The following is a 13,594-nucleotide window of genomic DNA, read 5'->3' on the forward strand; positions in this document are numbered from 1 at the left end:
CCCCGACAACCTAGTGCTTCACCGCCAGCGACGACCCGGTGCGTGACCGGTGGCGGAGCAGCCCGGCACCAGGCTCGGGCCAGGCCACGACCCCGGAGGGGACAGCGGGCAACCGAGAGTGACCGGGGCCGGGAGCTCCACCCCGGGGCCGCCTGTACGATGGCGCGTCGTGCCCGCGCCGATGGTTGACTCCGTGCCACAGACCAGCACCCCCGCATCCGCTGCGGCGGAAGTGCCGACCCGGCGTTCCCGCTGGCGTCCGGCGCGTGCCGACGTTCTGGCCATCGGCGTCTACCTGGCCCTCGGCGTACTGGTCTGCCTCAACCACTGGGGAGACATACCCAACCGGGTCTCCGCCCACCTGCCGACCGACCACAGCTGGTTCGAGTGGCTCTTCGCACACGGGGCGTACTCGGTGTTCCACCTGGAGAACCCGCTCTTCACCACCCGGCAGAACGCCCCGGTCGGGGTGAACATGATGGCGAACACCTCACTACTCGGGGTGACCCTGCCGCTGGCGCCGTTGACCGCGCTGGTCGGCCCCCAGGTGACGTACGTGCTCTACCTCGGCGGCGCGCTGGCCGCCACCGCCGGCACCTCCTACTGGGTGCTCTCCCGGCACCTGGTGCGCTCCCGGGCCGGCGCGTTCGTCGGCGGCGCGTTCCTGGGCTTCGCACCCGGCGTCGTGCACCACGCCAACGGCCAGCCCAACTTCGTCTCCAACTTCCTGCTCCCGCTGATCGTGCTCCGCGTGCTGCGGCTCGGCGAGCCCGGCCGCTGGCGGCGCAACGGCATCCTGCTCGGCCTGCTGGTGGCGTACCAGATCTTCATCAACGAGGAGATGCTGCTGCTCACGGCGCTGGCCTGCCTCGTCGTCGTCGCCACGTACGCGGTGCTGCGGCCGAGGGCCGCCTGGCGACAGGCCGGCACCTTCGCCGCCGCCCTCGGCACCGGCGGTGGCCTGGCGCTGCTGCTCACCGCGTACCCGATCTGGTTCCAGTTCAACGGTCCGCAGTCCTACCGCGGCCTGCAGGGCGGCATCTTCCACAGCTGGGGCGAGGACCTGAAGGCCTACGTCACCTTCCCCCGGGACACCCTGGCCGGCGACCCCGCGGTGGAGCAGACGCTCGGCTTGACCGAGCAGAACAGCTGGTTCGGCTGGCCGCTGGTGATCCTGGCGGTGCTGGCCCTCCTGCTACTGGTTCGCCGCAGCCTGGTGGCGCGCATCCTGGCGGTGCTGACGGTGGTGTTCACGGTGGCCTCCCTCGGCCCGACGATCCGCTTCGACGGCGCCGAGACCGACACCGACGGCCCGTGGTCGTACGTGTCGGAGGAGCTGCCGCTGGTCGAGATGATGATGCCGACCCGGCTGAGTCTGGTCGTGGCCGCCGCGATCGGGGTCCTGCTCGCCGTCGCGTGGGACGCCGTCTCCCGGACCGGCCGGCCACCGGTACCCGCGCAGCGCTCCGGCCAGCCACCGGTGCCCATGCGGCGCTCCGGCCGCCCGCTGCGATTCCTGCTGCGGTGGCGACGCCCGGTCGGCTACGCGGCCATCACGCTGGCGCTGTTGCCGCTGATCCCCCGACCGCTGCCGGTGGAGTCGGTGGCGCCCCCACCGCACTTCATCACCGCCGAGGGCTGGCGGCCGTACGTGCCCGAGGGGCGCACCCTGGTCCCGGTGCCGATCCCGAGCAACGTGCACGGCCTCTCCACGCTGCGCTGGAGTGCGCTGGCCCAGCACGCCTTCCCCGTCCCCGGCGGGTACTTCATCGGCCCCAACGAGCAGGGGGAGGGGATCTTCGGGGCGGCGAACCGGCCGACGACCCGACTCATCTACTCCACGATGGGCAAGAACGCCGCGCCCGACATCACCGACGTCGAGCGGCGGCAGGCGGTCGAGGACCTGCGGTACTGGCAGGCCTCGGTGGTGGTGCTCGGCGCCCACCCCCAGGAGGCGGTGCTGCGCGACCTGATGACGTCGCTGCTCGGCACACCGCAGCGGGTGGACGACGTCTGGCTCTGGGACGTCCGTTCCCTGGTCGACTAAAGACCCCGCCTCAGGCGGCCGGCGCCGGGTCCGTCAGGGCGCGGACGTCCCACACCCACACGTCCAGTTCACGCGTGCCCGGGCCGACCAGTTGCTCGACGGTCAGCCGCAGCGGCTCCGCGTGGTGCTGGTCCACCGGTAGGACCAGGATCGCGGCCCGCCAGTGCCGCAGGTCGTCCAGGGCCCGCCGCTGCTGCCGGTCGTCGAGTTGCAGCGTACGTCCGGTGCTGGCGACCTCGCTGAGTAGCTCCCCGAGCCCGCTGGGGCGGCCACCGAACCGACCTGGGTCGCCGGTGTTGGCGTTGCGCGGCGCCAGGAAGTAGCCACCGGGAATCTTGAAGTCGAGGTTGGCGGCGGCGGCCCAACGCATGCCGTGGGTGTTACCCATGCTCGGCACCGGAATGGGCACCAGCGTCTGGTCCGCCGCGACGTAGCCGCGCCACCGGTCGGCGGTGATGAACTCTGGCACCGGTGGTCGGGAGGTCACCGCCAGCGGCATGGGCGCGATCGGCAACAACGCCAGCACCAGCCCGGCGGCGGTGCGCAGCCGCAGGGTACGGCGGGGCAGCGGCAGCTTCCGGGACCGGTCCACCGCGAGCGTCAGCAACAGCCCGACGGTGACGGTGGTAATCAGCCCGAACCGGGTCGGCACCACCGCGTCCAGCAGCGGCAGCCGGACCAGCCACTCCCACGGCCCGACCCCGATCTCCTGGTCCCACCACGAGATCCGCTCGCCGAGGGAGAGCACCGCGAAGAAGATCCCGGTCGCCGCGAGGGCCCGCACGACCACCTCGTGGCGCAGCCACAGGACGATGCCGACGGCGATCAGGGACAGGCTCCAGCCGAAGAAGGCGTTCTCCTCCGAGTAGTTCGGGGCGAGGCCGGTGTTGGCCGCGTCATCCCCGCCCAGGGTGGGCGAGCCCGGGGCGACGAACGCGGCGATGTCGTTGCCGTAGTCCCGGACCGCGTCGCTCAGCCCGTGGTACGCCATCGGCCCGGCGAACTGCACGTAGAGCGGGTACGCCAGCAGCGCGCCCGCCACCGCCGTACAGGTGGCGAGGGCCTTCGCCAGGGGCCGCCACGCCGCCCACCACAGCCGGGGCCGCTGCGCCAGCACGGCGGCGAGAAAGACCCCGCACGCCATCGCGGTGAAGAGCAGGATCTCCTCGTTGATGAAGGCCTGCACGGTCACCAGCAGGGCGAGCAGCAGGCCGTCGCGGTACGGACGCTGGGACCGGGTGATGGCGAGCACCCGCCACACGATGAACGGCAGCAGGAACTGACTGATGATGTTGGGGTGCCAGTTGGCGTGCGACAGCATCGCCGGGGAGAACCCGCAGAACCATCCGCCGACGGCAGCCGCCAGTCGACTGCGGACGAGGTGCCGGCGGAGCACCACGTACCAGGCGGTCGCGGTGCCGGCGAGCCCGAGGGTGACCAACAGCACAAAGGTCACCGCCGGGCCGAAGAGGAGCGTCACCGGCACCATCGGGATGCCCAGCGCGAGGATGGCCGTGTTGGCCATCAGGTTGACCCCGTCGGGGTAGTTGAACTGTTCGGTGAAGAACGGGAACTCCCCGTGGAGCACCACCCGCACCGAGTGTGCCAGGAAGAACTGCACCTGCGCCGGGTCACTGCTGTAGAGCGCGGCCACCCGGCCGGCCGGGTTGATCCAGATCTGGCTGGTCACCCAGAACGCCGCGAGCAGAAACCCGCCGACCACCACCAGGTGCTGCCGTCGGGCCGTCAACGACGGCAGCCGAAGCCGACGACGCCCCGGGGCCGTCGCCGGTGGGTCGGGCGTCGGCTTCCGGTCCCCCGCCGCAGCGCCGTTCAGGGGGAACACACCCGCGCTGTGGAGATTGACCGGCTCCGACGGAGTCACGGCGGCGGGGTCGACGCGGGTGTCAGCAGAGGTCACAGTCGGCGGAGTCTACCCGAACGGAATTCACCGGAGAGCCAGCGCTCAATCCTTTGTGGGCGGCGCCGGACGGCACCATGTCATCTCGTACGATTGCGGTTCGCACGACCGGCTGGGGTAAACGGAGGAGCTAAAAAGTGCTTGCAGCCCGCCGGACCGGCAGGACGACCGCCGCCGCGCTGGCCCTGATGGCGTCCCTGGCCGGCTGCGGAGTCGTCACCGACCGGGCACCGGCTGACCTGTCGGTGGGGCATGACAGCCAGGACGGCTCGCTCATGGTCTGGCCGGCCCGCGGTTCCCTCGCCGCCGAGGCCGCGACGACGACGGCGGTGACCGAGGCGGTCCGTGCCTGGCGGTCACCGCTCGACGACCGGGCCTACCTACCCACCTCCGGCATTCTCTGGGTCGGTGAGGTTGACGGCGCGCCGCTCGCCCTGGTCGCCGCGGATGTTCCCGGCACGGGTTCCTCCTGGCTACTCCAGGTCGCCGGGGAGGCCGGGCGCCACACCGTCACCCACGCCGTCGAGCACACCGACCCCGGCTACCTCATCTACTCCGATGTCCTTCCGGTGCACACCGACGCGGGTCGCCGCTACCTGGTCTCTGCCCGGGTCACCGACCTGACCGGTCCGGACGGCGAGGCGGTGACCATCGAGGGGGGCCTGAGCGCCCCCGTGGCGGTGCCGGCCTGCTCCGCGGTCCCGGTCACCGCCACGCTGCGCGCCACCGAATCGCTGCCGCAGGGGCGCGCCACCGATCGTTTCCTCGACCTCGGCACCGGCCTGGACGCGCCCCGCGACCCGCTGGTACGCGACGAGTCCGGCTCCGGGCAGCAGGCCCTGGCCGGGTTGGACACCTGCGCGCTCGCCGGCGACGAGGGGCCGTTCGGCAGCATCCAACGCCAGTTCGGGAGCCGAAAGTCGGCGAAGTCGGTGCCGGCCTCCTGGCCGATGTCGGGGCTGACCATCCGGACGGTCGGCGAAGGCGCGCTCGGTGCCGGCCCGCCGGGTGAGGTGCAGCAGCTCACCTGGGAGGCGGCCGGCGACGAGATGACGGCGATGCTGTACCGGCCGGCCACCGGCGGCGCACCGCTGATGTCAGCCGCCGACCCGGCCGCACCGCTGCAGGCGTACGTCCTGCCGGTGGCGGGGCAGCGACTCGGCGTGTTGAGCTGGCAGTCGACGCCGGAGGACTCGCTGTCGGTCCCGGCCGGCACGTCCCGCCTCGTTGACCGCCCGGGCCTGACGGTCCTGCCCCTGGCGGACGAGAAGGTCACGGTGAGTCTGGCGACCACCGAGGAGACCCACTACCGTTCCCTGCCCGCTCCCCAGTAACGCTTGGGCGGCGCCGTGCGCCGGTAGTGCCGGGGCGGCGGGTCCGCGGGGTCACGCCGGCGGCGGCCTCCGCCGCGATGCCGCGGTGACGGGTGGGCGACGGCGGGTCCCCGCCGTCGCCCACCCACACCCTCACTTCGGGGCGGGGGCCTCCTGCGGCGTGACGATCGGCTCCACCTGGTCGGTGACCAGCTCCTTCTCGTCGCCGAGGGCGCCATTGTCGAGCCGGGAGATCCAGCCGGTGACGTCGCGGGCCACGTCCTGGGCGGTCAGGCCAAGGTCGGTGAGGATCTGGGCCCGGGTGCCGTACGGGTGCCAGTCGACCGGTACGCCCAGGTCCTTCACCGGCACCTCGACGTCGGCGTCCCGCATCGCCTGGGCGATCGCGTCGCCGACGCCGCCGGCCCGCACCCCGTCCTCCACGACGACCACGAGCCGATGCCCGGCGGCCAGCTCCACCAGTTCGGCCGGGACCGGCCGGACCCAGCGCGGGTCAACCACGGTCACGCCGTAACCCTGCTCGCCGACCCGGGCGGCGACCTCCACGCCGAGGCCGGCGAAGGAACCGACCGCGACCAGCAGCACGTCGGCGCGGGCCGACTCGGCGAGCACGTCCACCGGACCGACCCGGCGCAGCGCCGGCAGGTCGGCGGCGACGGAACCGGTCGGGAAGCGGACGATGGTGGGAGCGTCGTCCACGGCGACCGCCTCGCGCAGCTCCTCGCGGAGGGTGGCGGCGTCCCGGGGGGCGGCGAGCCGCAGGCCCGGCACCACCCCGAAGATGGACATGTCCCACATGCCGTAGTGGCTGGGCCCGTCCGGGCCGGTGATCCCGGCCCGGTCCAGCACGAAGGTCACCGGTAGCTTGTGCATCGCCACGTCCAGCAGGACCTGGTCGAATGCCCGGTTGAGGAAGGTCGCGTAGACCGCGACCACCGGATGCATTCCGCCCAGCGCCAGCCCCGCCGCCGAGGTGGCGGCGTGCTGCTCGGCGATGCCCACGTCGTAGGTGCGCTCCGGGTACTTCCGGGCCAGCTTGGCGATGCCGGTCGGCTCGGCCATCGCCGCGGTGATTCCCACCACGTCCGGCCGCTCGTCGGCGATCGCCACCAACTCCTCGGCGAAGACATGCGTCCACTTCACCGACGGCACCGCGGTGGCCTTGCCGGTCTCGGTGTCGAAGGCACCGGGGCTGTGGAAACAGTCCGCCTCGTCGTCCTCGGCCGGGCGGTAGCCGTAGCCCTTGCGGGTGACCGCGTGCACGATCACCGGGCCGCCGAAGGACTTCGCCGCGCGCAGCGCCCCCTCGACCGCCGCGATGTCGTGCCCGTCGACCGGGCCGACGTACTTGATGCCGAGGTCCTCGAACATCGCCTGCGGCGCGACCGCGTCCTTGATGCCCCGCTTGACCGCGTGCAGCACCTCGTACATCGGCCGGCCGACCAGCGGGGTCGAGCCGAGCGCCTCCCGGACCGTGTCCAGCACCCGCTCGTAGCCGGGGTTCAGGCGCAGCGTCGAGAGGTGGTCGGCGAGCCCACCGATCGTCGGCGAGTAGGAGCGGCCGTTGTCGTTGACCACGATCACCAGCGGGTTGCCGGCGGTCGCGATGTTGTTCAACGCCTCCCAGCACATCCCGCCGGTCAGCGCACCGTCGCCGACCACGGCCGCCACCGCGCGCGGCTCGCCCCGCAACGCGTACGCCTTGGCCAGCCCGTCCGCGTAGGAGAGGACGGTGGAGGCGTGCGAGTTCTCGATCACGTCGTGCTCGCTCTCGGCCTGACTCGGATAGCCGGCGAGCCCGCCGCGCTGGCGCAGCTTGTCGAAGCCACCCTGGCGGCCGGTGAGAATCTTGTGTACGTAGGCCTGGTGGCCGGTGTCGAACAGGATCCGGTCCCGGGGGGAGTCGAAGACCCGGTGCAGCCCGAGGGTCAGCTCCACCACCCCCAGGTTGGGGCCGATGTGCCCGCCGGTGCGGGAGACCTTGGCCACCAGAAAGTCACGGATTTCGGCGGCGAGGATGTCCAACTGCTCGGTGGACATCCGCTTGATGTCCTGCGGACCGCTGACGGCGGCCAGCAGCCCCGGTTGGTTTGCCGGGTCCCGTTCAACACTCATGACCGGAGAGTCTATCGGCCGGGTGACAGCTCGCAGTCCGGTCGGGAGCACCCGGAACGGTCCGCGGGACACCAGCAACGCTGAGCCGATGATCAGGCCTCGTTCCACCGCTGGTGCGGCAGGTCAGGCGTCGCTCAACCGCTGGTGCCGCAGGGTCAGGCATCGCTCGGCCGCTGGCTCGGCGAGGCGGGCGGCAGCAGCAGCCCCACCAGCTCCACGTGCTGGGTCATCGGAAAGAGGTCGAAGCCGCGCAGCGCGGCCAGCCGCCAACCCCACTCGGTGAAGCTACGGACATCCCGGGCAAAGGCGGCCGGGTCGCAGGCCACGTACGCCACCGCGCGCGCTCCGGCGGCGGCCACCGCCCGCACCACCCGGGCCCCGGCCCCGGAGCGGGGCGGATCGAGCACCACCAGGTCCACCGGCGCGATGCGGCGCCCCCGGTCCAGCACCGGGGCGACCCGGCCCGAGACGATGCCGACCTGTGGCAGGTCCCGCAGGTTCTCCCGGGCGGCGGCGATGCCGGCCCCGGCGGCCTCGACGAGGGTGACCCGACCGGTGACGCCGACCCGCTCCGCCAGCGCGGCGGCGAAGAGGCCGGCCCCGCCGTACAGGTCCCAGGCCGTCTCCCCCGGCTGCGGGTCGAGCTGCGCCAGCACGGCGTTCACCAGGGTGTCCGCCGCCGCCGGGTGGACCTGCCAGAACGCCGATCGGGGCAGCGTCCACCGACGGCCGACGGCCTCCTCGTGAACCCGTTCCGGCCCGCTCACCGGCCGCGCCGCCCCGTCGGCGACCGCGGTCACGGTCACGTCCCCACCGGTCGAGGCGACCGACTCGACGGCGTCCGCGTCCGGCCACCGTACGGGGCCGAGCACCGGCAGTTGTTGAATCGCCGGGTGGGCGATCCGGCACCGGTCGATCGGCACCACCTCGTACGAGCGGTGTTTGAGCAGGCCAGCCCGACCGGCGCCGTCGACGGTGTAGCGCACCCGGGAGCGCCAGCCCAGCGACCCACCGGGCAGCGCCTCGACCTGGATACCCAGCGCGTCCAGTTCCCCGTCGGTCAGCCCGCCCAGTCGGGTGAGTTGCTCGCGAATCACCCCCGCCTTCCAGGTCAGCTGCGCCTCGGGGGACACGTGCTGCAGGTCGCAGCCGCCGCAACGGCCGGGTTTCGCGTACGGGCAGGGGGGCTCGACCCGCTCCGGCGCGGCCGTCAGCACCGTCACCGCGTCGGCCCGGACGTACCCGCGGTGCACCTCGGTGACCTCGGCCACCACCCGCTCGCCGGGCAGCGCGTGCCGGACGAAGACCACCTGGCCGGCGACCCGGGCGACGCAGTGCCCGCCCGGGGCCACCGCCCCGACGGTCAACTCGACCCGCTCGGCCTCCGCCAGCCCCTCGTCGCCGGTCACCGGCCACCTCCATCGGCCGAATCCGGGCCGCTCCCGGGCGGCGGAGCGGGGACCGCTGGCGGGCCGGGTGCCGGCTCCGGGCCACCCGGCGTCGCCCGGGGACCGCGGGCCGGGCCGCGGCTGAGCGTCTCGTCCAGCCGGTCCAGATCCTTGCCCTCGGTGGAGACAAGCTGCCACGGCACGCTGGTAACCATCACTCCCGGTTCGAAGAGCAGCCGACCCTTGAGCCGCAGTGCGCTCTGGTTGTGCAAGAGGTTCTCCCACCAGTGGCCGACCACGTACTCGGGGATGAAGACGGTGACCACGTCGCGGGGCGAGGACCGACGGATGCCGGCCACGTAGTCGAGGATCGGTCGGGTGATCTCCCGATACGGCGAGTCGATCACGGTCAGTGCGACCGGCACGTCCCGCCGTTCCCACTCGGCCTGCAACCGGCGGGTGTCCTTGTCGTCGACGTTCACCGTCACCGCGGTCAGGCTGTCCGGCCGGGTCACCTGCGCGTAGGCGATCGCCCGCAGGGTCGGCTGGTGCACCTTGCTGACCAGCACGACCGCGTGGTTACGGGCCGGTTTCACCGGCCGCCCCTCGTCGGGGATGAGCTCGACGGCGACCCGGTCGTAGTGCCGCCGGATCCCCAGCATCACCAGGTAGATCATGACCATCGCGGCGATAGCGATCCACGCGCCGAGCAGGAACTTCGTGAGGACCACGATCACCAGTACGGTGGCGGTCATCGCCATCCCGAAGCTGTTGATCGCCCGCGAGCGGATCATCTGCCGGCGGACCTGCTGGTCGCGTTCGACCCGGAGGTAGCGGTTCCAGTGTCGGATCATGCCGGCCTGGGACAGGGTGAACGAGACGAAGACGCCGACGATGTAGAGCTGGATCAGCTTGGTCACCTCGGCCTGGAAACCGATGATCAGCACGATCGCGAAGCCGGCCAGGAAGAGGATGCCGTTGGAGAACGCGAGCCGGTCCCCCCGGGTGTGTAGCTGCCGGGGCAGGTAGCGGTCCTGGGCGAGGATCGACCCGAGCACCGGGAAGCCGGTGAACGCGGTGTTCGCGGCCAGGAAGAGGATCAGTGCGGTGACGCCGACGACCACGAACAGCAGCAGCGAGCCGGAGCCGAAGATGGTCTCGCCGAGCTGCGCGGTGACGGTCTTCTGCACGTACCCGTCGGGGCCGCCGACGATCTGCCGGGCCGGGTCCTCCACGAACTGCAGGCCGGTCAGCCGGGCCAGCCAGACGATGCCGACCAGCATGGTCACCGCCACCGCGCCGAGCATGAGCAGGGTGGTCGCCGCGTTGCGGCTCTTCGGCGCCCGGAAGGCGGGCACCCCGTTGGAGATCGTCTCGACGCCGGTGAGCGCAGCGCAGCCGGAGGAGAAGCTCCGCAGCAGCAGGAACGCCATCGCCCACCCGGTCGTGTCGCTCCACTCGGTGGCGATGACCAGGTCCGCGCTGGGAGCACGCAGGTCGTGGCCGAGCAGCACCACCCGGACCAGCCCGGTGAGGATCATGCCGACGATAACGATCATGAAGCCGTACGTGGGGATGGCGAAGGTGGTGCCGGACTCCTTGATCCCCCGCAGGTTGACGGCGGCGAGCAGCACCACCGCGACGACGGCCACCGCCACCTTGTGGGTGGCCACGAAAGGGATCACCGCGCCCAGGTTCGCCACCCCGGACGCGACCGAAACCGCGACGGTCAACACGTAGTCGACCAGGAGGGCGCTGGCCACGCCGACACCGGCGCGGCGCCCCAGGTTGACCGTGGCCACCTCGTAGTCGCCACCGCCGGACGGGTAGGCGTACACGTTCTGCCGGTAGCTCGCCACGACGGCGAGCATCACCACGACCACCCCCAGGGCGATCCACGGCGAGAAGACGAACGCCGAGGCCCCGGCGAACGAGAGCATCAGCAGGATCTCGTCCGGGGCGTACGCCACGCTGGAGAGCGCGTCGGAGGCGAAAACGGGCAGGGCGATGCGCTTGGGCAGCAGGGTGTGCTGGAGTCGGTCAGACCGGAACGGTCGACCGACGAGCAGTCGCTTCACCAGCGAGGCGGGTCGGGCCACAACCGCCAAGCGTACGACCCTCGGCCACGGCCACGCCCGGGTGGCCGGAGACCGGGGGGTGTACGCACGGAGTACCGTCGGTCCGCGTCCGCCCCCGGGGACGTGACAGGCTCGTCCAACAGCCGCAACGGCTGGTGCGGGCGGATGTTGAGGAGGGGCACGGTGCATGTGGTGATCATGGGCTGTGGGCGGGTCGGAGCGACCCTCGCGCACGGTCTGGAGGCCCGCGGGCACTCGGTGGCGGTCGTCGACCAGGATGCCGACGCCTTCCGCCGACTCGGCCCGGACTTCGCCGGCATCACGGTGACCGGTGCCGGCTTCGACGGGGAGGTACTCCGGCAGGCCGGCATCCACCGGGCGGACGCGTTCGCGGCCGTCTCCAGCGGCGACAACTCCAACATCATCTCCGCCCGGCTGGCGCGGGAGACCTTCGGGGTCACCCGCGTCGCGGCGCGCATCTACGACCCGCGACGGGCCCAGGTCTACGAGCGCCTCGGCATCCCGACGGTGGCCACCGTCCGGTGGACCGCCGACCGGATGCTGCGGCACCTGGTGCCGGACGGCAACGAGGCGTTGTTCCGGGACCCGACGAGCACCGTCTCGATCGTGGAGGTGCCGGTGCACAAGGACTGGGTCGGCCGGCCGGTGCTGGCGCTGGAGAAGACAACCGGCGCCCGGGTGGCGTACCTCACCCGGTTCGGGATCGGCACGTTGCCGACGCCGAGCACCGTCGTGCAGGAGGGGGACCAGATCTTCATGCTGGTCACCGACGACATCGTCAACGCGGTCACGTCAGCGGCGGCGCAGCCGCTGGAAGGGGGGCAGTGACCATGCGGGTCGCCATCGCCGGCGCCGGGAACGTGGGCCGCTCCATCGCCCAGGAGCTGATCGAGAACGGCCACCAGGTGACGCTGATCGAGCGGCAGCCCACGATGCTCCGGCCCGAACGGGTGCCGGACGCGGAGTGGGTGCTGGCCGACGCCTGTGAGCTGACCAACCTGGAGGAGGCCGAGCTGGCCAACCGCGACGTGGTGGTCGCCGCCACCGGGGACGACAAGGTCAACCTGGTGGTCTCACTGCTGGCCAAGACCGAGTTCGCGGTGCCCCGGGTGGTCGCCCGGATCAACCGGGCCGAGAACGAGTGGCTCTTCACCGAGCAGTGGGGGGTGGACGTGGCGGTCAGCAAGCCGCGGGTGATGGCCGCCCTGGTGGAGGAGGCGGTGACCGTCGGCGACCTGGTCCGGCTGATGACCTTCCGGCAGGGGGAGGCGAACCTGGTCGAGATCACGCTGCCGACGAGCGCCCCGTACGTCGGTCACCCGCTACGGGAGGTGCCACTGCCCCGCGACGCGGCGCTGGTGGCGATCCTGCGTGGCAAGCGGGTGCTGGTGCCCAGCCCGGACGACCCGATCGAGGCCGGCGACGAGCTGATCTTCGTCTGCACGGCGGAGGTGGAGGACTCCGTCCGGACGGTGGTGCTCGGCCCGGACAGCGTCGAACGGACCCGCAAGGCCTGCGGAGACCCGCGGCCGGCCGTTACTCGACCGGGGCCGGGGGCGTCCGGGGGGCGTGCGGGTGGTGCCGGGTCACCCGACGCACCGTCCAGACCGTGATCAGCAGGAGCAGCACGTACGGCGGGTAGCCGAGCACGAGCCGGGCGATGCCGAGCGCGGTGTCCTGGTGGGCGAGGTAGAGCCCGGCCTGCACCCCCACCTTCGCCAGCCAGACCACCCCCCAGAGCACGGTCAGCCGGGTGAAGGTCCGCACCAGGATCGGGTCCTGACGCCAGTCGGAGGCACCCTTGGCCACCAGGATCGACCAGATCCAGCCGACCAGGGGCTGCCGGATCATCCCCGAGACCAGCAGCGCCACGCCGTAGCCGATGCCGTAGAGGATGCCGGGCAGGTAGAAGTCCCGCTCATCACCGGTGCGCCAGGCGATCGCCGCGCCGATCGCGATCCCGAACAGCCCGTTCACCGCGTGCCGCACCGGCCGCCGCTGGGCCAGCCGCAGCACCGCGATCAACACCGCGACCGCCACCGCGGCGACCACCGCCGGACGCAGCTCACCGATGATGTTGGCGACCACGAAGACGACCACCGGAATGCTGGACTCCAGCATTCCGCGCCAGCCCCCCAGCTGGTCGGCCATCTGCTCGGCGAGCGTCGGGAGCGGTTCCTCCGCTCCCGTGCCCGGCTGCGCCGTCGGGCGCTGTCCCGTCGTCACTTCGGCGGCTCCAACTCGTAGTACGGGTTGTAGATGACCTTACGGTCACCTCGGACGGCAACCCGACCCCGTGCGGTCAGGTGCCGGCCCGGTTCGATACCGGCGATGTGCCGCCGGCCCAGCCACACCAGGGTCACCACGTCGCTGCCGTCGTACAGGTCCGCCTCCAACGTCGGCTGGTTGGTCCGCGGCGTGTAGACCACGGTGCGGAGCCGGCCGGAGACCGCGACCAGCTGGCCTCGGCAGCACTGGCGGGCCGGCATGCCGCCGTGTTCGGCGCTCTCCCGGAGCAGCTCCTGCGCCTCGATCTCCGCCTCGCTGGCGGTGAGCCGACGCAACACGCGCCGCAGCGAACCCCGTCGCTCGTCGGTCGACATGACCTCCGCGTCACCCTTTCCGGGCTGGGCCGACCGGGGCCGGCGGTGGGGCGGCCCACCGCACGCCGGGACCGCCCCGCCAGCGTA

At 72.2% G+C, this 13,594-nt stretch carries 10 protein-coding genes; 4 read left to right on the forward strand and 6 right to left on the reverse strand.

Annotated elements, in window-relative coordinates; all coding sequences use genetic code 11:
* The first annotated feature begins 181 nt into the window (after positions 1-181).
* A complete protein-coding gene (locus H0524_RS22495; protein WP_180200489.1) occupies positions 182-2,047 on the forward strand; it encodes a hypothetical protein in 1,866 nt (621 codons plus the stop codon).
* A 10-nt stretch (positions 2,048-2,057) separates the two neighbouring features.
* On the opposite strand, the gene H0524_RS22500 is transcribed toward H0524_RS22495, so the two are convergent.
* Complete coding sequence (locus H0524_RS22500) at positions 2,058-3,968, reverse strand: hypothetical protein (RefSeq protein ID WP_180200439.1); 1,911 nt, start codon at positions 3,966-3,968, stop codon at positions 2,058-2,060.
* A gap of 137 nt (positions 3,969-4,105) precedes the next feature.
* Between H0524_RS22500 and H0524_RS22505 the strand changes: the two genes are divergently transcribed.
* On the forward strand, positions 4,106-5,302 hold the full coding sequence (locus tag H0524_RS22505) for a hypothetical protein (RefSeq protein ID WP_180200440.1): 1,197 nt from the start codon (positions 4,106-4,108) through the stop codon (positions 5,300-5,302).
* A 132-nt stretch (positions 5,303-5,434) separates the two neighbouring features.
* Here H0524_RS22505 and dxs read toward each other — a convergent pair whose 3' ends face one another.
* The 3 genes from dxs to H0524_RS22520 all read right to left on the reverse strand — a co-directional run bounded on the left by dxs (position 5,435) and on the right by H0524_RS22520 (position 10,904).
* Positions 5,435-7,417 (reverse strand): 1-deoxy-D-xylulose-5-phosphate synthase, encoded by a 1,983-nt coding sequence (gene dxs, locus H0524_RS22510; protein ID WP_180200441.1) that lies wholly within the window; start codon positions 7,415-7,417, stop codon positions 5,435-5,437.
* Positions 7,418-7,572: 155 nt separating this feature from the next.
* On the reverse strand, positions 7,573-8,826 hold the full coding sequence (locus H0524_RS22515; protein ID WP_180200442.1) for a TRAM domain-containing protein: 1,254 nt from the start codon (positions 8,824-8,826) through the stop codon (positions 7,573-7,575).
* A complete protein-coding gene (locus H0524_RS22520) occupies positions 8,823-10,904 on the reverse strand; it encodes an APC family permease (protein WP_180200443.1) in 2,082 nt (693 codons plus the stop codon). The genes H0524_RS22515 and H0524_RS22520 overlap by 4 nt, the downstream gene beginning before the upstream one ends.
* 162 nt (positions 10,905-11,066) lie before the next feature.
* Between H0524_RS22520 and H0524_RS22525 the strand changes: the two genes are divergently transcribed.
* Together H0524_RS22525 and H0524_RS22530 are read left to right on the forward strand one after the other, a co-directional pair.
* Entirely contained in the window at positions 11,067-11,732 is a 666-nt protein-coding gene (locus H0524_RS22525) for a TrkA family potassium uptake protein (protein ID WP_180200444.1), read from the forward strand.
* 2 nt (positions 11,733-11,734) lie between these two features.
* On the forward strand, positions 11,735-12,517 hold the full coding sequence (locus tag H0524_RS22530) for a TrkA family potassium uptake protein (RefSeq protein ID WP_180200490.1): 783 nt from the start codon (positions 11,735-11,737) through the stop codon (positions 12,515-12,517).
* On the opposite strand, the gene H0524_RS22535 is transcribed toward H0524_RS22530, so the two are convergent.
* Both H0524_RS22535 and H0524_RS22540 read right to left on the reverse strand, forming a co-directional pair.
* Entirely contained in the window at positions 12,441-13,130 is a 690-nt protein-coding gene (locus H0524_RS22535; RefSeq protein ID WP_180200445.1) for a DUF3159 domain-containing protein, read from the reverse strand. The genes H0524_RS22530 and H0524_RS22535 overlap by 77 nt on opposite strands.
* Positions 13,127-13,507: an OB-fold nucleic acid binding domain-containing protein gene (locus H0524_RS22540; RefSeq protein WP_018214605.1), complete on the reverse strand. Its 381-nt coding sequence runs from the start codon at positions 13,505-13,507 to the stop codon at positions 13,127-13,129. Before H0524_RS22540 ends, H0524_RS22535 begins: the two co-directional genes overlap by 4 nt.
* Positions 13,508-13,594: the final 87 nt, after the last annotated feature.

It is taken from the genome of Salinispora sp. H7-4 (assembly GCF_013416675.1).
GTDB classification, from domain to species: domain Bacteria; phylum Actinomycetota; class Actinomycetes; order Mycobacteriales; family Micromonosporaceae; genus Micromonospora; species Micromonospora vitiensis.